Source organism: Niveispirillum sp. GW835-FHT14G11 (assembly GCF_058793615.1).
On record NZ_JBXAFZ010000016.1, the window covers coordinates 101964 to 123789 of the forward strand.

Sequence of the window (21826 nt, forward strand, 5' to 3'; positions counted from 1 at the left end):
CATCCATGACATCCTGGGTCCGGGCCCCTCTGGCGTGATGGCGCAAATCCCTCACGCGATGTCGGACTCCTTGGGCGAAGCTGTGGCTTGGTCGTGAAGGAGCCTGTTTTCCATGTCGCACCCGTTGGACCATTATACCCCCCGTTATGATGCCCATACCGACAACCATTGGCGCGTGCGCCGGCGGTTGGACCGGGTGGCAAGTCTGCTGGACAGTGCCGTGCGCCTGCCCGTGGTCGGCTGGCGCGTGGGCCTGGACGCACCCCTGAACCTGATCCCCGGTGCCGGCCTGGCGCTGTCCACGGGCGTCGCCGCCTGGCTGGTCTGGGAAAGTTCCCGCCTGGGTGCGCCCAAACGGCTGGTCACCCGCATGGCCGGCAATGTCGTCATCGACAGCCTGATCAGCGCCATTCCCGTCGTGGGCTGGATGGGTGACCTGTTCTTCCGGGCGAACGACCGCAATGTTGATCTTCTGCGCCGCCATCTGGACGGCCAGCACCCTTTCCGTCAGCGCCAACATGGGCGCGGCGGGATCATCGACGGATAAAACCCGTCGTCAAATCCAAATAAATCAAAATCCTGGCAGATGAGGTCCTGATATGAGCCTGTTCAACATGTTCAAGAGCGACAAGGGCGAGGCCATGACGGCCCACAAGGCCTTTGCCATCGCCCTTATGTACACGATGGCCGCCGACGGGGAGATGGACCCCGAGGAGGTGGGCCATCTGCTGGCGGTGATCGGCGGCGAGCGGTCGGGCGGTACCATCGGCGTGGGCGCCAACAACCAGGCCCTGCTGAATTCCGCCATGAAATATGTGCGCAGCCACAGCCATGAACAGTTCCTGGCCGAGGCGACGCCGGTCCTGACCACCGCCCAGCGTCTGTGCATCATGATGAACCTGGTCGACAGCGCCCTGGCCGATGGGGAGGCCGAGCCGGAGGAGCGCGACTTCTTCGACAAGGTGCAGAAGGCCTTCGCCATCACCGACGAGCAGTTCCGACCCTATTTCGAAGTCATCATGATGAAGAATGACCGGTCGGTGTTCGTGGACAAGAACCACCCGCTGAACCAGCCCGGCTTCCAGGTGGGCTTGGCCGGCCAAGCGGCGTGATGCTTGCGGCCGCGGGCATTCCTGCCCCGCGGGCCGGCTCCCCTGTCCCGACCCGCACGCCCGCGGCCGCCTTTTCAACAAGGCGGCCGTTTCGGTTTGTGGGCCAGCCCGCCGTCAAATGCTGAAAATGCATAGCAAGCGATTTAATCGTGCACAAAATAATAAGTTGCACGCGATCCAATTGTGCGCGATCTTTCCCTCACGACATCGACGGGCCCGGCGCTGATGCCAAGCCGTCCAGACAGGAGTGAAGATCATGAAGGTTCTCTATACCGCCAACGTCACCTCCACCGGCGGCCGTGACGGCCGCGCTACCTCCGATGACGGTTTGCTGGATGTGAAGCTGGCCCCGCCGAAGGAGCTGGGCGGCGGTGGTGGTGCCACCAATCCGGAGCAGCTGTTCGGCGCCGGCTATACCGCCTGTTTCATCGGCGCCATGAAGTTCGTGGGCGGCCGCGACAAGATCGCCGTGCCGGCCGACGTTTCCGTCACCGCCAATGTCAGCATCGGCCCGCGTGAGGATGAAGGCTTCGGCCTCTCCGTGAAGCTGAATGTCAGCCTGCCGGGCCTGGACCGGGCGGTGGCTGAGGATCTGGTGGCCCGCGCCCACAAGATCTGCCCCTACAGCCATGCCACCAAGGGCAATATCAGCGTGGAGACGGTGATCGTCTGATTGGTTTCGGGTTCCAGGTAACGCCCTCTCCCGTCAAGGGGAGGGCGTTATGTTGTCCAGGGTCTGTCTGATCTGTATGGAAGCTTCTCTCTCGCCTTCCCGGCTTGTCGCCGGGAAGGCGAGAAAAGGGACATGTCGAGGCGGCTCACCCGCGCTTCCCCAACCCCCGGCTGGCCACCACGGCGCCGCCGACGATCAGCAGGCAGGCGCCGATGACGGGCAGGCTCCACGCCGCCCGTCCCGCCGCGATCAACAGGCCGGTGGACAGAAGCGGCGTGGTGTAGGACAGGGCCCCCAGCGTCTGGATGTCTCCGCGCTTGACCCCATGGTCCCAGACCAGGAAGGCCAGGCCGACGGGCCCCAGCCCCATGGCCAGGATGACGCCCCAGCCCGCCAGTCCCTGCGGCCAGACCGTCTGTTCGAACAGCAGATGGCAGGGCACGGCCAAAGCCGCGGTGGCCAGGCAGAAGAAGGCCACGATCTCCGTCGGCACCTGGCCGAACCGGCGCGACAGCACCGAATAGCCGGCCCAGGTCACCGATGCGGCCAATGCGGCCAGATAGCCCGGCAGATAGGCGGCCTCCACCGACACACCCTTACCGCCGGTGACCAGCAGCAGGGTGCCGGCCAGCCCGGCACCCGTGCCGGCCAGCTGTGCGCGGCCCAGCTTCTCCCCCGGCAGCAGGCCGGCGAACAGCACGATCAGCAGCGGCCACAGATAGTTGATCAGGTTGGCTTCCGCCGCCGGTGCCGTCTGCAGCGCCAGGAAATAGAGGAAGTGATAGCCGAACAGCCCGCCGATCCCCAGCGCCCAGACCTGGGGCGGCTGGCGCAATGCCGCCAGCAGCGGCCGGCCGGTGGCGGCCAGCACCGCCAGGCTGATCCCCCCACCCAGCCCGAAGGACAGGGCCACCAGCAGGAAGGGCGGCACCGGCCCGGCCAGGGCGGTCAACAGCGCCAGGGTCGACCACATCAGGATGGCGGCACCCCCCACCAGCGTGGCCCGGCGGATGGCGGCGGGGCTGGCACCTGCGGTCGCGGCGGTCATGCAAAGGGCTCCAACTGGCGCGAGGATATCCGGGTGGACAGGACCATGGTGGAATGGGTGGTGCCGTATTCGGACAGGGCGGTCAGCAGCCGGTCCAGATGCTGCACATCGCTGGCCCCCACCTTCAGCAGATAGCTGTCCTCCCCCGCCACCAGATGGCATTCCAGCACCTCGCGCCGGCCGGCCAGGAACGGTTCCAGTTCCGCGTCGTGGCCGGGATAGGTGCGCAGCCGCACGAAGGCCGTCATCTTCAGCCCCAGGGCGGCGCGGTTGACCTCCGCCCGGTAGCCCTGTATCAGGCCGGTGGCTTCCAGCCGGCGCACGCGCTCGGCGACGGCGGGGGCTGTCAGCCCCACCTGGCGGGCCAGATCGGCGAAGGAGGCCCGTGCGTCGCGCTGCAATTCCCGCAGCAGGTGCAGGCCGATATCGTCAAGCAGGTCGAGGGGGGATTGGGTGCGGTCTGACATGGTGGCGCCATCCTAGCCGGATGTCGGGGCCGCCGCCAACGGGTTGAGGTTGGAAGGGTCTGGATTTGTTGGACGATATCGGGATTTTCTGGCGGGGTGTGGTGCTGGGCGTGATCATCGCGGCCCCGGTGGGGCCCATCGGCCTGCTCTGCATCCGCCGGTCGCTGGAACGCGGGCTGGCCACGGGACTGGCCACCGGCCTGGGGGCGGCGCTGGCCGATGCCTTCTTCAGCGGCATCGCCGCCTTCGGCATCACCGCCATCATCGACATGATCACCGCCAATATGCGTCTGCTGCAGGTGGTGGGCGGCATCTTCCTGCTGATCGTGGCAGGTCACAGCCTGACGCGGGAGCCAAAGCCGCTGGCGGCCGAACCCGTGGCCGGCAATCTGCCGGCTTCCGTCTTTTCCGGCCTGTTCCTGACCGCCACCAACCCCGTCACCATCCTGGGCATGAGCACGCTGGTCGTGGGCTTCGGCAATACCAGGGGACCGGTGGAGGACGGGACCCTGGTGGGCGGCATCTTCCTGGGCTCCCTGCTCTGGTGGGTGACATTGTGCGGCGGCGTCACCCTGCTGCGCAGCCGCGTCACCGGCCGGACGGTGCATTGGATCAACGTCGGCACCGGCGTGCTGCTGGCGGCCCTGGGACTCTATACGCTGGGCAGTGCGGTGTGGGGGTGAAGGGAAAGCTGACTTTTCCCGCCTTGTTTGCTATAATCCATCCATCAACGCCATTCCTGCGTCCCGATCATCCGCCGGCTTGCCCGGTTATGGATTGAAATGGGATATTCGGAGTGATCCGTGGCCGGACTCCGAATTCCAGTATCTCTGAAACACCCCACATTTTCTGTTGCGCAACGTTGCACATGGCCGGAGTTGGCCCCCGGCCAACTCCGAATGCCCCCCTCAATCCGCCCGGCAATTCTGGCGCAGGAAGTCGCGGTGGGTGGGCATGTAATCGGCGGAATTGCTGATCGCATCCTTGATCTGGGCCAGCCGCGCCTTCGTCTCCTCCAGGCTCAGCACATCGGCCACGGGGTCATAGGCTTTGGGCATCATCAGCTGGCCCAGCATGACCGCGAACCAGCTGGTGTCGTTGAACAGTTCTTCATTCTCGCGGAAGGTGCGGCCATGTTCCAGGAAGACGGCCATCTTCTCGGCCAGGCGGTCGGGCACCGGCATTTCCCGGCAATAATCCCAGAACGGGCTGTCGGCGCGCTCGGTAGCCTTGTAATGCAGGATGATGAAGTCACGGATTTCCGCATATTCGGTGGCCAGGATGCGGTTATAGCGGGCGATGGTGGCCGGGTCGAAATCCCGGTCGGGGAACATGGCCATCAGCCGTGACAGCCCGCTCTGGACCAGCCAGATCGACGTGCTTTCCAGCGGTTCCAGAAAGCCCGACGCCAGGCCGATGGAAACACAGTTCCTGATCCAGACCTGTTTGCGGTGCCCGGCCTGGAAGCGCAGGATGCGCGGGTCGGCCGTGGGTCGGCCATCCAGGTTGGACAGCAGCACCGATGTCGCCTCATCATCGCTGATATAATGCGAACAGAAGACATGGCCGTTGCCGATGCGGTGCTGCAACGGGATGCGCCATTGCCAGCCGGCCTTGTGGGCGGTGGATCTTGTATAGGGCTCGATCGCGTCGACCCCCTCGCACGGCACCGCCACGGCCCGGTCACAGGGCAGATGGTGCGACCAGTCGGTAAAGCCGGCCTGCATCGTGCCCTCGATCAGCAGGCCACGGAAGCCGGAACAGTCGATGAACAGCTCGCCACCGACCTGACCACCATCAGCCAGTTGCACCGACTGGATGAAGCCCGTCTCCGGATGCTGGTGGACGCGCACGATCCGCCCCTCCCGCCGCACCACGCCGCGCGCTTCGGCATATTGGCGCAGATAGCGGGCATAGAGGCCGGCATCGAAATGGAAGGCATAGGCGATGTCCGACAAAGGCGAGCGGCCGGCATTGATGGCGCGCATGAACTTGCCGCGCACGCCGGCGGTGGATTGCAGCGACCAATCCTCGATCCTGTCCACCAGCCCCAGATGCTTCAGCCGCAGCCAGAAGGCATGGAAGGACACGCCCTCCATATTCACCCCGATATGGCCGAACGGGTGGAAATAGGTGTGGCCCAGGCGGCCCCAGTTCACGAACTGGATGCCCAGCTTGATGGACCCCTTGGTAGCCCGCAGGAACTCATCCTCGTCGATGCCGAGCATGCGGTTGAAGGTGGCCATCTGCGGGATGGTGGCCTCGCCGACGCCGACGGTGCCGATCTCGTCGCTTTCCACGACGGTGATCTCGGCATAATCGGGGCCCAGCAGGCGGGCCAGCGTGGCGGCACTCATCCAGCCGGCGGTGCCGCCGCCGACGATGGTGATGCGGCGGATACGGCGGTCGCTGGTCATGGCTTCCTCGCAGGGCAGGTGCGGGCCAGGAAGTCGCCATGGGAGGGCATGGCATCGGCCGCACGGGTGAAGACGGCGCGCAGCCGGTCCAGATTATGGCGGACCAGGCCCGGATCGATCGTGTCGACCAGCGGGTCCCAGCGTTCGGGGATCACCCCCTGGCCCAGCAGCACGGCGATCCAGCTGCTGTCGGCGAACAGATCATCCTCATGCCGGAACAGCCTGCCGCAGGCGCGGAACAGCGCCATCTTGGCCGCCAGGCTGTCGGGGATTTCCATCGCCGCCGCCCGCTGCCAGAACGGTTCGGGGCGGCCATTGGCCTTGTAATGCAGGATGATGAAATCGCGAACCTGTTCGAACTGCATCAAGGACAGCCGGTTGAACGCCTCTTCATTGGCCGGGTTGAAGCTGCGGTCGGGGAACAAGGCCAGCAGCTTGGAGATGCCGGCCTGGATCAGGTGGATCGAGGTGCTTTCCAGTGGTTCCAGGAAACCCGAGGCCAGCCCCAATGCCACGCAATTGCGGTTCCACATTTTCCGCCGGCGCCCGGTGGTGAAGCGCAGCGGCTTGGGATCGGCCAAAGCCGGCCCTTCCAGGTTGGACATCAGGATGTCGGCGGCCTGTTCGTCGGTCGTGAACCGGCTGCAATAGACATGGCCGTTGCCGGTGCGGTGCTGCAACGGGATGCGCCATTGCCAGCCGGCGGGCCTTGCCATGGCGCGGGTATAGGGTTTGGGGCGCGTGACATTGGCCGATGGCACCGCCAGCGCCCGATCACAGGGCAGCCAGTGGGTCCAATCCTCATACCCCGTCTTCAACGCCCCTTCGATCAGCAGGCCGCGGAAGCCGGAACAGTCGATGAACAAATCGCCCGCGATCCGCTTGCCCGTTTCCAGCACCACGGCCTCGATGAACCCGTCCTCGGCCCGCAGCGGCACCGATGCCACCTTGCCCTCGATCCGGGTGACGCCGCGCGCCTCGGCATAACGGCGCAGATAGGTGGCGTAGAGCCCGGCATCGAAATGGAAGGCATAGGTGATCTGGGACAGGACTGATGCGGGATCGGGCACCGGCCGTGTGAACTTCTCCTTGTTCACCATCGTGGCGCAGAGATTGTAATCGTCGATGCCGGACGCCAGACCCTGACTGTGCAGCTTCAGCCAGAATTGATGGAACTTCACCGCCTCCATGTCGAAGCCGAAGGACCCGAACGGGTGCTGATAGCGGTGGTCTGCCTGTGTCCAGCCGTCGAAGACGATGCCCAGCTTGATGCTGCCCTGGGTGTGGGCGATGAAATCGTTCTCGTCCAGGCCCAGCAGGGCGTTGAACTGGCGGATGGGCGGGATGGTGGCCTCGCCCACGCCGACCGTGGCGATCTCGTCGCTTTCCACCAGGGTGATGCGGGTAACGCCATTGCCGGCCAGGCGCGACAGGGCGGCCGCTGCCATCCAGCCGGCAGTACCCCCGCCGACAATGACGACAGTGCGGATGGGATCGGGTGCGCGTGTCATGCCGCCTCTCCCAGCAGCCGGGCCAGTGCCTGGGCATGGGGCGGCAGGGTACCGGCGGCGCGCAGCAGCACGCCGCGCAGCTTTTCCAGATGGCCAAGGATATCCGCATCCGACAGTGCTGCAGCTTGCGCGTCGCAGCGCCGGGCGCGGATGCCGGCACCGTCCAGCATGTTCATCCAGTCGGCCCGCCCGAACAGCTCCCCGTCATAAAGCGGGATGCGGCCCCGGCTTTCATAGAGCGCCAGCTTGTGGGCGAGATGCTCCGGCGGCTCGATGGCACGGGCCGCGTCCCAGAACGGCTCGCCCGTGCGGCCATTGGCGCGGAAACGCTGGATCAGGAAGTCGCGCGCCCGCTCCACCGCCTCCACGGTCTGGCGATTGAAATCACCGGCCTCCGGCCCCGCGCCGGGCGTCACGGGATAGAGCGCCAGCATGCGGCGGATGGATGACAGCAGCAGGGCCAGGGCCGTGCCGCCCACCGGGTCCATCAGGCAGGATGCCGCACCCAGGGCCAGGACATTCCCGTCCCAGGCCCGTTCCCGCCGTCCGCTGGTGAAGCCCTGTCCGCCCTGCGTGCCCAGCCTGGTCACCCAGGCCCCCTGGCGCAGGGGGATGCGCCGGGTCCAGCCGCCGGCATCGGCCGCATGCAGCGCATAGGGCGGGGGCGTGCCCTCGGTCGCCACCTGTTCCACGCCATAGCGGTCGCAGGGCAGCCAGTGCCGCCAGTCGACCCAGCCATTGCCGGGCGCTGTCAGCAGGGCGCGGGCCCCCGTGGTGTCAATGTACCAGCCGCCGGTGACCTCGCGATCGTCGGCCAGGACCAGGGCAGCCACCCTGCCATCGCCCGTGCGTCGGACATGCGACAGCGGGGCAGGGGCCAGCCGCGCCCCGGCCGCCAGCGCCTGGGCCTTGGCCAGCGCCGCCAGATCGCGCAGATCGATGAAGGCGCCCGGCGCCAGGGTGGACAGGACGGAGCGCAAGTCCGGCGACGGCAGGGCGAAGCGTTCGGCCTGTGCCGCCAGCGTGGCCAGCGAATAATCGGTCATCCGCACCTGCGCCCCCGTGGCGCGGGCCCGCCAGACCAGATGCTGGAACCCAACACCGTTCTGGTCGGCCCCCGTCTCCCCGAAGGGCAGGAAGCTGACCGACCCGGTGCCGGCCCAGCCGCGAAAGGCGGTGCCCAGGCTGAACCCGCCGCCACCGGCCCGCATGATGTCGGCCGGGCTGAGGCCCAGCAGACTGGCCAGATCCTCGACCGTGCCCGGCAATGCCTGGGCGGCAGGTCCGAACGGGTCCAGGCTGTCATCCGCACCGGGCAGGGGGATCACGGTCACCGACCCGCCGCGCCCGGCATGGTTGCGGGCCAGGGCGGTGGCCGCCAGCCAACCGGTGATGCCGGCACCGGCGATAATGATGTCGTGCAGCGGGTTCATGCCGGCACCTGCATGCGGTAACGGGACAGGATGTCGCTTTGCAGGGGCATGCTGGACGCGGCCCGGCGGCAGCGGTCAACCTCCGCCGCGATCACCCGGTCCACCTCCTCATCTGCGACCAAGGCGGCACGGGGATCCACCTGGTCGGGCAGGATGTTCTGGCCCAGATAGACGGCCAGCCAGCTGGGTTCCAGGAACATGCCGTCGCGATAGAGCGTGACCACGCCGCGCTGCTTGAACAGTTCCATCTTGGTGGCCAGACTGTCGGGGATGGCCATGGTCCGGCAATGGTTCCAGAACGGCGTATCGTCGCGCTGGGTCGCCACATAATGCAGGATGATGAAATCCCGCACCCGTTCATATTCCAGATCCATCAGCCGGTTGAACTCCGCCGCGTCCAGCGGGTCCATGGCGGGCCCGGTGGGGAACAGGTCCAGCAGCCGGCCGATGCCCAACTGGATCAGGTGGATGGAGGTACTTTCCAACGGTTCCAGGAAGCCTGCCGACAGGCCGATGGCAACGCAATTGCCCACCCATTGCCGTCTGCGCTTGCCCGTGGTGAAGCGCAGGCGACGCGGTGCTGCCTGGGCCGGGTTCTCCAGTTGCGCCAGCAAGGCGGCTTCCGCCGCGTCATCAGTGATGAAGCCGCTGCAATAAACATGGCCATTGCCGGCCCGGTGCTGCAACGGGATGCGCCACATCCACCCGGCCTCGCGCGACGTGGCGCGGGTATAGGGCGACGGGGGGCCGTCATTGGCACATGGCACCGCCACGGCCCGGTCACACGGCAGCCAGCGCGTCCAATCCTCGTACCCGGTCTTCAGGGCGCCTTCGATGATCAGGCCGCGAAAGCCGGAGCAATCGACGAACAGGTCGGCTTCGATCCGTTCCCCGTTCTCCATCACCACCGCATCGACCTGCCCGTCATCGCGCAAGGCCACCTCGCGCACCTTGCCCTCCGTCCGCACCACGCCCCGCGCCTCGGCATAGGATCGCAGATAGGCGGCATAGAGCCCGGCATCGAACTGATAGGCATAGGAAAAGGTGGAGAAGAAGTTGGCCGGGTCGGGGGAGGGATGGCCGAATCGGCCCATCCGCAGCGCCTGGATGGGCAGCGACACATCGTCCAGCCCGCCGGCCGGGGTGCGGCCGGCCCGCCGTGCCCGGGTCCAGTGATGGTGGAAGGGCACACCGCCGATATCGCGCCCGAAGGCGGCGAAGGGATGGACATAGGCGTCGCCCTTGCGGCCCCAGTCGCGGAACTCAATCCCCAGCTTGAAGGTGGCCTCCGTGCGCGACATGAAGTCGGCCTCGTCCAGGCCCAGGCTGGCATTGAAATGGCGGATATGGGGCACCGTGGCCTCGCCCACCCCGACCGTGCCGATCTCCGCCGATTCCACCAGGCGGATGGAAATCCCCGTCCCCGCCAGCTTCGCTGACAGCGCTGACGCCGCCATCCAGCCGGACGTGCCGCCGCCCACGATCAGCACACGTACCAGGGATTGTGCATTTATATTATTTATTTTCATTTTTCCTCCCATTACTGAGAATGTTAACGCTCACTTCTCCGGTCCGTCAATGTGTGTGCGCCGCGCAATGGCTTTTGCTGCACCGCAACAGAACAAATCACTTTTTTGTTAGCCCTAACATAAGGGTGCTTGACGTTGGGGCGGGTCGTGATTACCAATTATTCTTGTTCAAGGCGCAAATCTAAAAATGCTAGCGCTAACATGGGAGGAATGGGGATGGGTGTTCTGGAACGCCCCCGAAAGGGGTTGCGGCAGGGTCGGTACGCGTTCGGCCGGACGCTGCAAAGTGGGGTCTCCATCGCGGCGCTGTGCGCCATAGCGACGGTTCTGCCGGCACAAGCCCAGCAAGATCAAGATGATAAACCCGTCGGTGGTCAGGCCGCGGCCCCGGTCGCGTCATCCGTTGTCGGCAATGACAGCGCTGTTCTGGTGGCCCAGGCCAATACAACGGCCAGTTCCGGCACGCTGGAAGAGATCATCGTCACCGGTTTCCGCAAGTCGCTGGAAAGCGCGCAGGAGATCAAGCGCAACGCCGAAAGCATCGTCGACAGCGTGACGGCGGAGGATATCGGCGCCCTGCCCGACCGGTCGGTGACCGAGGCGTTGCAGCGCATTCCCGGTGTGTCGATCAACCGTTTCGCCGCCGGCATCGATCCCGACCATTTCTCGGTCGAAGGGTCGGGCGTGGTGGTGCGCGGCCTGACCTATGTGCGCTCCGAATTCAACGGGCGCGAGGCGTTCAGCGCCAATAACGGCCGCGCGCTGGGCTTTGCCGACGTGCCGGCCGAACTGATGGGCGGCGTCGATGTGTTCAAGTCGCCGACCGCCGACCGGATCGAAGGCGGTATCGCCGGCGTCGTCAACCTGCGCACCCGCAAGCCGTTCGACAGCGACGGGCTGGTCGCGTCGGCATCGGCCGAGGCGTCCTATGGCGATTTCGTACGCAAGACCGCCCCCACCGGGTCCATCCTGCTGTCCGACCGCTGGGAAACCGGTATCGGTGAGATCGGTCTGCTGGGCAGTTTCGTGGGCTCGCAGCTGAAGACCCGCGCCGACCGGTTCCAACTGTCATCGTTCCGCGTCCGCAACCTCTATTCCAACGGCGATGTCGTTCAGAACCCGGACGGGCAGACGCCGGCGACCATCACCGACCAGGTGCTGTTCCCGCGCGGTGCCGTGGTGGGCACCCAGGAATTCGACCGCAAGCGCTATGGCTATGCCGGTGCCGCGCAGTGGCGCAGCCCCGACAATTCGATGGAGGCGGTGTTCACCTTCCTGCGGTCCGACAGCCGTCAGGCCTGGACCGAGCATGCCGTCGAGATCGCCACCGACAATGTGGCCAACAATGGCGACAGCCGCCGCGTGCCGGGCACGACGCTGGAGTTCGACGCCTCGGGCATGTTTGAAAGCGGCCTGATCACTGGTCCGAACGGTTGGCGTGCCGACCAGAATACCGGTTCGGCCCGTGTGCCGCTCAGCGGCCTGCAGAGCAACAATATCCGTCGCGACCATGATGAGAAGCTGACGACCGATGATTACGGCGTGAATTTCCGCTGGGACGCCACGGAGAATCTGGGCGTCAGTTTCGATTATCAGCATGTGAAGTCGAAGACCTGGATCATCGATAACGGCCTGTGGACCTCCAGCTACCAGGATGTCCTGATCGACATGAATGGCGGCAAGGGCTATCCCACGGTGGAATTCCGCGCACCGCAGGTTTGCAGCGGGCCGGCGGCAAATTACACCACGGGCTGTTCGGGCGCGGTCGGTTCAGCCAACAATCCCAGCTATTTCAGTGCTGGCCACACGACCTTCGCCGACCCGTACAACACCTTCTACCGCTCGGCGATGGACCATATCGAAGACAGCGACGGCAATTCCGACGCCGCGCGCATCGACTTCGACTACAAGCTTGAGGACAATGATTTCTTCAAGTCGGTGCAGGCCGGCTATCGCTATGCCGACCGGCGGCAGACGGCGCGTTTCTCTACCTATAACTGGGGCCGCCTGTCCGAACAGTGGGGGAATGACGGTCCCGTCTGGCTGACCGATCCGGTGGACAGCGTCGTGGGCGGAACGGGCGGCACCGTGCCCAGCCAGATCACCAATTTCACCTATCCGCGCTTCTTCCGCGGCAAGTTCCCGGACCCGCTGCTGGGCCAGGGCCGCGTATTTTATTCGGGCAATTCGGCCAAGAACTATGCCGACTATATTGCCTATGCCGGTGCCATCAACCGCGAATGGGAACCCACGGTGACGGGTGCCGACGGGGTGGTGCGCAATGGCGGCTGGAATGCGCTGGCCAATCGTGCCGGCGTGGTCGCCGGCACGCCCTTCCTGCCGGGCGAGATCAACCCGATCCGGGAAGAGAACAACGCCGCCTACCTGTTGACCCGGTTCGACACCGATTTCGACAATGGCTGGACCCTGGCCGGCAATGTCGGCGTGCGCTACACAACCACCGACCGCACGTCGGACGGCTTCCTGTCTTTCCCGACGCCCAGCAGCGCGTTTCCGACCGAACAGCAATGCGCCGACGCGCAGGCCCAGGTCGGCGCCGGTCAGGCCCTGCCGGCCTTCTGTACCTTCTCCCCGCAGGTCCGGGCCCAGGCGCGGGCCTATACCAACAATGCGCTGACGCCCAGCAGCGTGAAGATCAAATATGATTACTGGCTGCCCAACCTGAATGTGAAACTGGGCGTGGCCGACGGGGTGCAGTTCCGTGCCTCCTACTTCAAGGGCGTGGCACCACCGGCCACCGGCCTGACGCGCAACTATTTCAACGTCAATCTGGCCGCGCTGCAGAATGTCGATGCCAATGGCAATGCCATTCCGGGCAATTTCCGTCTGCAAGGTGAGTTCAGCGCCGGTAATCCGTATCTGCGGCCGACCACGGCCGACAATTTCGACCTGACGGCGGAATGGTACTTCTCCAACGTGGGTCAGTTGACCGGCTCGCTGTTCTACAAGCGGCTGAAAGGCGTGCTGACCAACAGCACGATCCGCTATCCGCTGACCAACAACGGCGCCACCTTCGACAGTATCGTGACCACGCCGGTCAATGCCGAGGAGGTGGGCAAGATCAAGGGCTTCGAGCTGGCTTATCAGCAGACCTACGATTTCCTGCCCAGTGTCTTCAGCGGTCTGGGCCTGCAGGCCAACTACACCTATGTCCATTCCAAGGGCGTGCCGCAAAGCACCCTGTCGGAAACCGATCCCGATGTGGGTGCCGGCCGCGTGACGACGGTGGACATGACCAAGCTGCCGTTGCAGGGCCTGTCCAAGCATCAGTTCAACATCACGCCCTTCTGGGATTACGGTCCGATCTCCGCCCGTATCTCCTATTCCTGGCGGTCGGATTTCGTGCTGACCATCCGCGACGTGATCTTCCCCTATGACCCGATCATCAACAAATCATCGGGCCAGTGGGACGCCTCGTTCTTCTATAGCTTGAATGACAATATCAAGCTGGGTGTGCAGGGTGCGAACCTGCTGAACGAGGTCACCAAGACCTCGGCGGTGGTGACGGGCCCGGATGGCGAGAATGTCGAGGTGCCGCGCGGCTGGTACATGAATGACCGCCGCATCACCGCGGTTCTGCGCTTCACCTACTGATTTTTACCGTTCACGTCTCTCCTCAAGGCCTTGGCGCCGTCGTTTACGCGACGGCGCCATTTTTTTATTCAGGCCGGCCGGTAGATCGCGAACACCTTCTTCACCGGCTCCCGGCTTTCCCAGGAACAGTCGGCCCCCTGTTCGACCAGGAAGATATCGCCCTTGGTGAAGGTGCCCACGCGCCCGGCCCCATCCACGAAGGTGACGGAGCCTTCCAGCAGCAGCATCAATTCAAAATGGCGATAGCGCATGGCGCGGCGGTGATAGGGCGTGCTGTCCCAGATGCCGGCCATATAGGTGCCGCTGGCGGAGGTGTAGAGCGTGTTGTTGCGGCAGGCGGGTGTGGGCGTCAGCAGCAGTTCGGCCAGGGGCGCGCCCGACGGCGACAGCGGCGCGTCGGTGTTGATCGCCACCACCGCGTCGGCCCCGGCCCCGCCCGGCTCCGCGCTGCGCATGACCAGGGCGGTGGCGCCATCCGGGGCGGACCAGGTGAGGGTCAGGCCGCGCGGCACGACGGCGCTGGCGTCCGGGCCCAGGGTCACTTGCCCGCCCCCCGCCGCCAGGGTCAGCGACCCGGTCAGGACCATCACGAACTCGTCCCCCGCCAATGCCGGCACCTCGCCCCGGCCGGGCGCCAGCCGCAGGGCCGACAGGGTGACGGGGCCGGGGGCCAGGGGCAGGTCCACCCGCCCCACCAGCCAGGAACCGCCCGCCGCACCCTGGGGCAATGATGCCGCCGCAAAGGCGCGCAGGTCGATGAAGCTGGGTACCCGTTCCATATCCGCCATCCCGGAAATCGCCGTGAAAGGCCGCCACGATAGGCGGGCCGCTGCGGCGTGGGGCGCCGATCCGGGCCGGGACGGCGGCAGGACCTGCCGTGTGGGGGTATTTTCGTGTTCAGGCGCCGGGCGCCGCCATCCGGCGGCTTGGCTTCCGCACCACGAGCTGCCGCGACGGCAGTCGCCGCCGACCATTGGTCAAATATTTGACCAATGGTATCAGCCCGCTGCATTTCCCCCATGGCGGCGGTTCCATTCACGGATCACATCGTCGGACAGGGGCGTGTCCTTGTCCGCCATCTCCCGCGCATAGCGGTCGGGATCGACGGGCGGGGCCGGGCGCATGGCCTCCAGCTGTCGCCGCGTGTCCAGCACGGCCTGCACCTGTTCCGGGGTGGGACCGCGCGACCGGCGGCTGGCCAGCAGGGTGCGGTCGCCGAAGAAGAAGGTGATGACGGCCCCCAGCACGATCCACATTTCTTCCGGGATCAGGGCCCAGGCCTGGGCGGCGGCCGCGAAGCCCACCGGATCGGCCGAGGCCCAGACGAAGATGCCGATCACCCCCAGCGCCATGGCCGGCCGGGGCAGGCGGTTCAGGCCATCGATGAAACTGTCCCACCAGGTGCGGTTCTGGCGGTCGGCGAATTCCGCGCCGAACTGCTGAAACCGGGCCAGCATCTCCGCGTGGCGGCTGTTCTCATCCTGCACCTTGTCGCCGGTAAACGGCGTGATGGCGCCGGCCAGCGCCTGGGCCCCGCCGCCAATGACGGTCTGCAGCAGCTTGCTCAACATTCGGGCCCTCTCCATAGGGGTGGAGAAGGCAGAATATAGGAATAAAAACATATTATCAAGAGTGATGGGGATTTAAACCACGTTGAAATGGTCCGGCACGCCGCCGGGCCAGACCGTGCCCCACATCTGCATGCCGCCATCAATAGTCAGCATTTCACCGGTGATGAACTTGCCCGACGGGGCGGCCAGATAGATCACGCCCTCGGCCACATCCCAGGCATTGCCCATGCGGCGCATCGGGTTGGTGTCGGCAAAGCGCGCCGTGGCTTCCGGCGGATAGACGTTGAAGCCTTCGGTGGCCACGGTGCCGGGCGCGACACAGTTCACGCGGATATTCAGCGGTGCCCATTCGATGGCCACCGATTTCGACAGATAGATCACGCCGGCCCGCGCCGCACAGGTATGGGCCGCCTGTGGCATGCCGCGTTCGACATAGGCCACGATATTGACGATGGACCCAGCCTCGCCCCGGTCGCGCCAGCGCCTTGCGGCGGCCTGCATCATGTGCCAGGTGCCGTTCAGGTTGGTGTCGATGACGGCGTTCCAGCCCTTCTTGGAAAAGTCGATGGCCGCCTGCGGGAACTGCCCGCCGCCATTATTCACCACATGGTCGATGCGCCCGAATTCCGCGATGGTCCGGTCCATCAGCGCATCCACCTGATCGGGGTCGCGGATGGTCATCGGCATGATGGCGATATCGCGGTCCAGATGCCGGCGGATGCCGTCGCGCGTTTCGGCCAGCTTTTCCTCCCGCCGGCCGCAGATCATCACCTTGGCACCCAGGCGGGTGAACAGATAGGCCATGGCCTTGCCCATGCCGCTGCCCCCGCCCGACAGCACCACCACCTGATCCTGCAACAGGTCAGGGCGATAGACGGTGGGCAGGCTGACCAGTTCTTCGTCGCTGAAGCCCCATTGCCTAGTGTCGGTCATGGTTCAATCCCCCAGCCGCCCGATGATGGCGACCGATGTGATGTTGCGGTTGGGCAGGCCGCCCAGATTGTGGGTCAGGCCGAAGCGCGGGTCGGGCAATTGCCGTTCGCCCGCGCGGCCCTGAAGCTGCAAATAAATCTCGTAAACCATGCGCAGGCCCGTGGCCCCGATGGGATGGCCGAAACATTTCAGGCCGCCATCGATCTGACAGGGGATCTTGCCGTCGCGGTCGAAGAACCCGTCCATGACATCGGCAACGGCTCCGCCTTCGGGCGACAGGCCGAGATCCTCCATCACCACCAGTTCGGTGACGGAGAAACAATCATGCACCTCGATCAGCGACAGCTCGGCGCGCGGGTCCTTGATCCCCGCCTCCTCATAGGCCCGCCTGGCCGCGATGCGGGTGGTCAGGGTGTAGGAGCCGTCCCAGGACCCGTGCGCCAGTTCCACCCCGTTGCTGGGTGCCAGCTGCAGCGCCTTCACCGTGACCGGATTACTTTTGCCCAGCGATTTGGCGATCTCCGGCGTGGTGACGATGGCGCAGGCCGCCCCGTCCGACACGCCGGCACAATCGAACAGGCCCAGCGGATAGGCCACCATGCGGGCCTCCAGCACCTGTTGTTCGGTGATGGGATTGCGCAGATGCGCCTTGGGGTTCAAGGCGCCGTTGGCGTGGCTTTTGACGGAGATATGGGCCATGGCGCGTTTCAGGTCGGCCATGTCCGTCCGCGTTCGCGCGGCATAGGCCGCACCCAACTGCGCAAAGCCGCCGGGGGCCGTGTTCTGCGGCAGCCAGAGGTCCTCAAACGTGCCCTTGGTGCGCTCCGGCAGGCCGCCGAAGCCGGTATCCTTCAGCTTTTCCACGCCCATGGCGACGGCGATATCACACGCGCCGGCCGCGACCGCATAGACGGCGCCGCGTAGCGCCTCCGTCCCCGTGGCGCACAGGTTTTCCACCCGTGTCACGGGGATGTTGGGCAGACGTAAAGCCATGGACAGCGGCAGGGCCGATTTGCCCACTGACTGTTCATCGAAGAACACACCCATCCATCCGGCCTGGATGTCGGATTTGTCGATACCGGCATCCTTGATGCACTCCTGGAACGCCTCCAGCATCAGATCGTCGGGCCCGGCATCCCAGCGTTCGCCGAACCGTGAACAGCCCATGCCGATGATCGCCACCTTGTCGCGGATACCCTTGGCCATGCTCAGGCCCCTCCCTGCGGTGTGGCTTTCCAGAAATACCGGCGGAAGCCGCGCTTCTCGTCATCATCCTTCAGGCGGAAAACCAGCCGCACGGGCAGGCCAACGGACAATTGTCCCGCCTGGATGTCGGTGAATTCCATCATGACATTGGCGCCATTGGCGAATTGGACATTGCCATAGGCCAGAGGCGGGCAGGGGGTGAAGCCCAGCCAATCCTCGGTAAAGGTCTTCACCGATGCTGCTTCATCGGCCAACCGGAGCGGCTCTTGCGTGTCGATGGCCCCGCAGGCCGGGTTTACGCAGGTGCGGGTACGCGGGAACTGCACACAGCCGCACGCGCTGCAGCGCCCGCCCGTCAACCCATTGACCATGTCGCGCTTGCGATAGGCCACACTGTGGGCCGTGCGCTTGTCATGTTCGGCCCGCATGCCGAAATGCATATCGACCATCCCGGAAAAGGACAGGTGCTTCAGATACCGATCCTCCGGCTGTCGTCGCGCCAGCCAGCCGGCAACCCCCGTGGCGGGGATGAAATCGGCCAGCGCCGGGGTGGTGCGCAGCAGGATGGCATCCGTCCCCTGCCCATACCCGACCAGCAGGATGATGCGCCCCGGCGGCGTGCGGCCCAGAATGTCGGCCAGCATCAGCAGCGGGTGTGCCACCCCCGTATCGCCCACGCTGGCGGCCAGGGGATCAACCACGCTGTCGGCACGCAGGCCCAGCTTTCCGGCCAGGGTTGCCTGTATCCTGGCCATGGTGCCGGGCAGGATGAAATGGTCGACCTGATCGGGGGTGATGGCAGCCTTGGCCAGCGCCCCCTTCACGGCGGCGGGCACGATCTTCAGATAGCCTTCATCGCGTGCCCACCGTTCCTCCAGCACGTAATCGGCGGCTTCCCCGCCGGCCCGGTAATGGTCCACCAGATCGCGGAAGATGCTGTGCCCGCCCAGGAATTCAGCGATCACCCCCGGCCCCGACCCGACCGTGACGGCGGCGGCGCCATGGCCATAGGTGAAATCCTGCACCGAACCCGGCCGCGCCAGCCGTCGGTCGGCGGATGTCAGCAGGGTCGTGCCCGTCTGTTCCAGGGCGGACAGCAGCGCGCTGGTGGCCGCCCGCAAACTGCCCGTGGCATCGGCGGGGCGTGTCGCTTCCGCCAGACCCATTGCGTCAATGATCAGGCCGGCATTCGACCGGTCCTGAAAGGGCAGGGTGGTGGAGGCGAAGACCAGACGATCGGGGGCGTGGGGGCGGGCGGCCAGCAGGTCGCGCGCCGCCTCCACCGCCATGGTCAAACTATCCTCATCCCAATTGGCGACGGCGCGTTCACCCTTTGCATTGGCGGCAAGGTTGGGGTCCAGCCAGTCAAGGGCGGCCGCCATCGCCCGGCGCGACAGGCGCAGGCGGGGGATATAGGCGCCAAAGCCAGTGATGCCGATGGGGAAGTGGGTCACGGGAGGGGACCTTTCGTGTCGCCGATGTTCTGCCAACCGTCACCCCGGCGAAGGCCGTGGCCCAGTTCGTAGAGCAAGGCGCTTGTGATCCTGGGCCCCGGCCTTCACCGGGGTGACGGTAGAGTTTGTCGAAAACTCAAGGCCCCGACTTTCGCGGGGAGACAGAACGGGGAGCCCTCCCTAAGCCGCCTGCGCCGCCTCAATGAACTTGCCCAGCACCTGGGCCACCCGCAGATGCTCGGGCACCGCATCACCGATGCGGCGGTCCAGTTCTTCGTGCCAATGGTAGATGCGGCGTTCCTGATAATTCAGCGAAATGCCCGTGAAGCCGCCGCTTTCCACCGATTTCTGGATACTGTCGGCGAACTGCGTATCCTCTTCCAGGATACGGTCGAAGTTTGAAATCCGGGTTTCCCAGATTTCTGGCCGCGGCCCGTCGCCCCAGTCGGGGGAGAACCAGCAGACCTCGATATACATGCGGCGGATATCGAGGGGCCAGAACACAATGAAGGGCATGCCGGTCGGGGCCGGCGGCACCACGATGTTCGGATAGACATTGATCGACACATTGGCGGTACGCGGGATTTCGCCCACGGTCGGAATGTCGGGCAGGCCCCTGGTGCCGGGATCTTCCCAGCCGGGGCGGCGGTTGGGGGTGACCATGCGCGAATGGCCGCCGGGCCACAGGGTCATGAACGACCCGCGATGGTCCAGGAACCGGTCCACCGTGTTCTGGTGGATGGATTTCAGGTGATAGACCTCCAGGAACGCATCCAGCAGCACCTTCACATTGCAATCCACCACCACGCCATGCCGGTCGGCCAGGCGCAGGTTCTGCGGCTGGAACTCCGACAGGTCGGGCACGACGGGGGCCAGATACGCCATCAGCGGCCCGGCATTTTTATCCATATTGATGAAATGCCAGTTGCCGAAATTCTCGCACCGGACCTCGATCAGCGATTTGCATGTCAGATCCAGCCCGACAAAGTCCCGCTTGTCGCGCAGATTGATCAGGTCGCCCTTCAGATTATAGGTCCAGCCATGGTAGCCGCAGACCATGCCGCGACCCTTGCCCTTGTCCTCCGTCACGACGGGGGCGCCGCGATGGCGGCAGGTATTGTAGAAGCAGCGGATCTTGTTGTCGTCACCGCGCACAAAGAACAGCGGATCGCCCAGCCGGTCCCATTTCAGGTAGGAACCGATCTCCGGCACCTCATCGGCGTGGATCGCATAGACCCAGGTGCGCCGCCACAGGGCCTGACGCTCCAGCTCATAGAATTCCGGATCGACATAGCGGCCGGCGGGGATTTCCGGCAGCGCCGGGAAATTATCCGGCGGGCCTTGCCGCGTGGACTCATACTGCATGCCGGCCTTGATACGGTCGATCTCCAGGGCGTCCATGGTCCTTCCCTTTCCTTGTCTGTCGTCGCCCATCCTCCGCCATGGAGATGACGGAATAAGCGGGCGCGCATTTTCCGCATACATAGCAGATCGCTCTGCATACAGAAAGAACGTATTTTGTGTACGTCAAACGATCCTGGCCGAACGCAGGGCTGCAATGGCGGCTTCGTCATAGCCCAGTTCGGACAGGATCGCATCGGTATGTTCGCCCACGGTCGGCGGGCGTGAACGGATGCTGCCGGGCGTGGCCGACAGGGTGACGGGCGGGCCGGCCACGGGGGCGGGGCGGGGCAGGCCCGGATAGTCCAGGGGCTGCAACAGGCCCATTGCCTGCACTTGGGCATGGTCCAGCACCTGTTGCGGCGACAGGACGGGACCACCGGGAATACCGGCCGCCGCCAGTGCTTCCACCGCCTGATCCGTGGTCCGCATGGCGCACCATTGCGCCATGCGGGCGCAGAGCACGGTATTATTGTCGCCGCGCGCCTGGTCGCCGGCAAAGCGCGGGTCACCCTTCCAGCCCGGTTCCCCCACCATGTCGCACCAGCGCGCGAACAGGCCGTCGCCCACCGTATGGATCAGGATATGGCCGTCCAGGGTGGCGAACACGTCAGACGGGGCCGAGGTCTGCACCCGGTTGCCCGTGCCGGCCCGGCCGATACCCGTCACCGCCTGTTCCACCAGAAAGGCGTTGAACAGGCTGACGCCGGTGGCCAGCAGGCTGGCCTGCACGCTCTGCCCCCTTCCCGTGGCCCGCTTTTCCATCAAGGCCGCCATGGCGCCCAGGGCGGCGAACATGCCGGTCCCGAAATCAACATAAGGGGCGCCGGCCTTCATCGGTTGATCGGGCGTGCCGGAGAAATACATCGCCCCTGACATGGCCTGTCCGACCCCGTCAAACCCGCCGCGTGCCGCCCAGGGGCCGGCGGTGCCGAAGCTGGAGATCAGGACGGGGATGATGTCGGGTTTTAGGGCGCGCAGGCTATCCTCATCCAGGCCCATCACGGCCAGGGCCGGCGGCGGCAGGTTGGCTACCACCACATCGGCGGTGGCGACCAGTTTTCGCACCACTTCCCGCCCCTCCGGCCTGGTTGGGTTGAGCGTCAGGGAGCGCTTGTTGACGCCCATCTGCAGCCAGCCCGCCCCCTCGCCCGTGTTCGTCACGGGCGTGATGAACCGGTCCTCCCCCCCGCCCAGCCGTTCGATGCGGATCACGTCGGCGCCGAAATAGCCCAGCAGGGTCGCGCAATAGGGGCCGGCCACATAACGGCCGAAATCCAGCACCCGCACCCCTTTCAGCACCTGTCTCACGGCCAATCCTTCCTTGCCGGGCCACCCGGTCTGCTGCTTTGCATACAGGATATCGCCACCGGACATAATCCAGCAAGTACGCATAAATCGAGTATCCCTGCGGGCCTCGTTTGGCACTGCGCAGGCACGCATGTCGCATCGCAGC

General features: G+C 65.4%; 18 protein-coding genes. 5 read left to right on the top strand and 13 right to left on the bottom strand.

Annotated features, from left to right (window positions below):
• Nucleotides 1–112 precede the first annotated feature (112 nt).
• From AC1Q7F_RS25735 to AC1Q7F_RS25745, 3 genes are all read left to right on the top strand, one after another.
• Complete coding sequence (locus AC1Q7F_RS25735; RefSeq protein ID WP_492511409.1) at nucleotides 113–547, top strand: DUF4112 domain-containing protein; 435 nt, start codon at nucleotides 113–115, stop codon at nucleotides 545–547.
• A gap of 52 nt (nucleotides 548–599) precedes the next feature.
• The gene (locus tag AC1Q7F_RS25740) at nucleotides 600–1112 is read left to right on the top strand and encodes a tellurite resistance TerB family protein (RefSeq protein ID WP_492511410.1); all 513 of its coding nucleotides are present in this window, start codon (nucleotides 600–602) and stop codon (nucleotides 1110–1112) included.
• Nucleotides 1113–1368: 256 nt separating this feature from the next.
• Nucleotides 1369–1785, top strand: coding sequence for an organic hydroperoxide resistance protein (locus tag AC1Q7F_RS25745; RefSeq protein WP_492511411.1), 417 nt, complete (start codon nucleotides 1369–1371; stop codon nucleotides 1783–1785).
• 145 nt (nucleotides 1786–1930) lie between these two features.
• Here the strand turns inward: AC1Q7F_RS25745 and yddG are convergent, their stop codons facing one another.
• Nucleotides 1931–2833: an aromatic amino acid exporter YddG gene (gene yddG, locus AC1Q7F_RS25750; protein WP_492511412.1), complete on the bottom strand. Its 903-nt coding sequence runs from the start codon at nucleotides 2831–2833 to the stop codon at nucleotides 1931–1933.
• The gene (locus tag AC1Q7F_RS25755) at nucleotides 2830–3300 is read right to left on the bottom strand and encodes an Lrp/AsnC family transcriptional regulator (RefSeq protein ID WP_492511413.1); all 471 of its coding nucleotides are present in this window, start codon (nucleotides 3298–3300) and stop codon (nucleotides 2830–2832) included. The genes yddG and AC1Q7F_RS25755 overlap by 4 nt, the downstream gene beginning before the upstream one ends.
• Before the next feature lie 65 nt (nucleotides 3301–3365).
• Between AC1Q7F_RS25755 and AC1Q7F_RS25760 the strand changes: the two genes are divergently transcribed.
• Nucleotides 3366–3983 carry a LysE/ArgO family amino acid transporter gene (locus tag AC1Q7F_RS25760; RefSeq protein ID WP_492511414.1) on the top strand — a complete coding sequence of 206 codons (618 nt, stop codon included), beginning with the start codon at nucleotides 3366–3368 and terminating at the stop codon, nucleotides 3981–3983.
• A 225-nt stretch (nucleotides 3984–4208) separates the two neighbouring features.
• Here the strand turns inward: AC1Q7F_RS25760 and AC1Q7F_RS25765 are convergent, their stop codons facing one another.
• From AC1Q7F_RS25765 to AC1Q7F_RS25780, 4 genes are read right to left on the bottom strand one after another with little or no spacing between them, the layout of a single operon-like run.
• On the bottom strand, nucleotides 4209–5717 hold the full coding sequence (locus AC1Q7F_RS25765) for a tryptophan halogenase family protein (RefSeq protein ID WP_492511415.1): 1509 nt from the start codon (nucleotides 5715–5717) through the stop codon (nucleotides 4209–4211).
• Nucleotides 5714–7228 (bottom strand): tryptophan halogenase family protein, encoded by a 1515-nt coding sequence (locus tag AC1Q7F_RS25770; RefSeq protein WP_492511416.1) that lies wholly within the window; start codon nucleotides 7226–7228, stop codon nucleotides 5714–5716. The genes AC1Q7F_RS25765 and AC1Q7F_RS25770 overlap by 4 nt, the downstream gene beginning before the upstream one ends.
• The gene (locus AC1Q7F_RS25775) at nucleotides 7225–8661 is read right to left on the bottom strand and encodes a tryptophan 7-halogenase (protein ID WP_492511417.1); all 1437 of its coding nucleotides are present in this window, start codon (nucleotides 8659–8661) and stop codon (nucleotides 7225–7227) included. Before AC1Q7F_RS25775 ends, AC1Q7F_RS25770 begins: the two co-directional genes overlap by 4 nt.
• Nucleotides 8658–10190, bottom strand: a complete 1533-nt coding sequence (locus tag AC1Q7F_RS25780; protein WP_492511418.1) for a tryptophan halogenase family protein — start codon at nucleotides 10188–10190, stop codon at nucleotides 8658–8660. The genes AC1Q7F_RS25775 and AC1Q7F_RS25780 overlap by 4 nt, the downstream gene beginning before the upstream one ends.
• Before the next feature lie 216 nt (nucleotides 10191–10406).
• Here AC1Q7F_RS25780 and AC1Q7F_RS25785 point away from each other — a divergent pair, with 216 nt between their 5' ends.
• On the top strand, nucleotides 10407–13805 hold the full coding sequence (locus AC1Q7F_RS25785; RefSeq protein ID WP_492511419.1) for a TonB-dependent receptor: 3399 nt from the start codon (nucleotides 10407–10409) through the stop codon (nucleotides 13803–13805).
• 68 nt (nucleotides 13806–13873) lie between these two features.
• Here the strand turns inward: AC1Q7F_RS25785 and AC1Q7F_RS25790 are convergent, their stop codons facing one another.
• From AC1Q7F_RS25790 to AC1Q7F_RS25820, 7 genes are all read right to left on the bottom strand, one after another.
• Nucleotides 13874–14584 (bottom strand): cupin domain-containing protein, encoded by a 711-nt coding sequence (locus AC1Q7F_RS25790; protein ID WP_492511420.1) that lies wholly within the window; start codon nucleotides 14582–14584, stop codon nucleotides 13874–13876.
• Nucleotides 14585–14803: 219 nt separating this feature from the next.
• Nucleotides 14804–15376 (bottom strand): 3TM-type holin, encoded by a 573-nt coding sequence (locus AC1Q7F_RS25795; RefSeq protein ID WP_492511421.1) that lies wholly within the window; start codon nucleotides 15374–15376, stop codon nucleotides 14804–14806.
• Between the two features lie 72 nt (nucleotides 15377–15448).
• Entirely contained in the window at nucleotides 15449–16309 is an 861-nt protein-coding gene (locus AC1Q7F_RS25800; protein WP_492511422.1) for an SDR family oxidoreductase, read from the bottom strand.
• Between the two features lie 3 nt (nucleotides 16310–16312).
• The gene (locus AC1Q7F_RS25805; protein WP_492511423.1) at nucleotides 16313–17515 is read right to left on the bottom strand and encodes an acetyl-CoA acetyltransferase; all 1203 of its coding nucleotides are present in this window, start codon (nucleotides 17513–17515) and stop codon (nucleotides 16313–16315) included.
• 2 nt (nucleotides 17516–17517) lie between these two features.
• Nucleotides 17518–18969, bottom strand: coding sequence for a 3-oxoacyl-[acyl-carrier-protein] synthase III C-terminal domain-containing protein (locus AC1Q7F_RS25810; protein ID WP_492511424.1), 1452 nt, complete (start codon nucleotides 18967–18969; stop codon nucleotides 17518–17520).
• Between the two features lie 180 nt (nucleotides 18970–19149).
• On the bottom strand, nucleotides 19150–20370 hold the full coding sequence (locus AC1Q7F_RS25815) for an aromatic ring-hydroxylating oxygenase subunit alpha (RefSeq protein ID WP_492511425.1): 1221 nt from the start codon (nucleotides 20368–20370) through the stop codon (nucleotides 19150–19152).
• A gap of 126 nt (nucleotides 20371–20496) precedes the next feature.
• The gene (locus tag AC1Q7F_RS25820) at nucleotides 20497–21681 is read right to left on the bottom strand and encodes a CaiB/BaiF CoA transferase family protein (protein WP_492511426.1); all 1185 of its coding nucleotides are present in this window, start codon (nucleotides 21679–21681) and stop codon (nucleotides 20497–20499) included.
• Between the last annotated feature and the right edge of the window lie 145 nt (nucleotides 21682–21826).

Excerpts from the sequence above, each read along its gene's own strand:
- AC1Q7F_RS25735 (WP_492511409.1), top strand. The coding sequence starts at position 113 with ATGTCGCACCCGTTGGACCATTATACCCCCCGTTATGATGCCCATACC.
- AC1Q7F_RS25740 (WP_492511410.1), top strand. The coding sequence starts at position 600 with ATGAGCCTGTTCAACATGTTCAAGAGCGACAAGGGCGAGGCCATGACG.
- AC1Q7F_RS25745 (WP_492511411.1), top strand. The coding sequence starts at position 1,369 with ATGAAGGTTCTCTATACCGCCAACGTCACCTCCACCGGCGGCCGTGAC.
- yddG (WP_492511412.1), bottom strand. The coding sequence starts at position 2,833 with ATGACCGCCGCGACCGCAGGTGCCAGCCCCGCCGCCATCCGCCGGGCC.
- AC1Q7F_RS25755 (WP_492511413.1), bottom strand. The coding sequence starts at position 3,300 with ATGTCAGACCGCACCCAATCCCCCCTCGACCTGCTTGACGATATCGGC.
- AC1Q7F_RS25765 (WP_492511415.1), bottom strand. The coding sequence starts at position 5,717 with ATGACCAGCGACCGCCGTATCCGCCGCATCACCATCGTCGGCGGCGGC.
- AC1Q7F_RS25770 (WP_492511416.1), bottom strand. The coding sequence starts at position 7,228 with ATGACACGCGCACCCGATCCCATCCGCACTGTCGTCATTGTCGGCGGG.
- AC1Q7F_RS25775 (WP_492511417.1), bottom strand. The coding sequence starts at position 8,661 with ATGAACCCGCTGCACGACATCATTATCGCCGGTGCCGGCATCACCGGT.
- AC1Q7F_RS25780 (WP_492511418.1), bottom strand. The coding sequence starts at position 10,190 with ATGAAAATAAATAATATAAATGCACAATCCCTGGTACGTGTGCTGATC.
- AC1Q7F_RS25785 (WP_492511419.1), top strand. The coding sequence starts at position 10,407 with ATGGGTGTTCTGGAACGCCCCCGAAAGGGGTTGCGGCAGGGTCGGTAC.
- AC1Q7F_RS25790 (WP_492511420.1), bottom strand. The coding sequence starts at position 14,584 with ATGGAACGGGTACCCAGCTTCATCGACCTGCGCGCCTTTGCGGCGGCA.
- AC1Q7F_RS25795 (WP_492511421.1), bottom strand. The coding sequence starts at position 15,376 with ATGTTGAGCAAGCTGCTGCAGACCGTCATTGGCGGCGGGGCCCAGGCG.
- AC1Q7F_RS25800 (WP_492511422.1), bottom strand. The coding sequence starts at position 16,309 with ATGACCGACACTAGGCAATGGGGCTTCAGCGACGAAGAACTGGTCAGC.
- AC1Q7F_RS25805 (WP_492511423.1), bottom strand. The coding sequence starts at position 17,515 with ATGGCCAAGGGTATCCGCGACAAGGTGGCGATCATCGGCATGGGCTGT.
- AC1Q7F_RS25815 (WP_492511425.1), bottom strand. The coding sequence starts at position 20,370 with ATGGACGCCCTGGAGATCGACCGTATCAAGGCCGGCATGCAGTATGAG.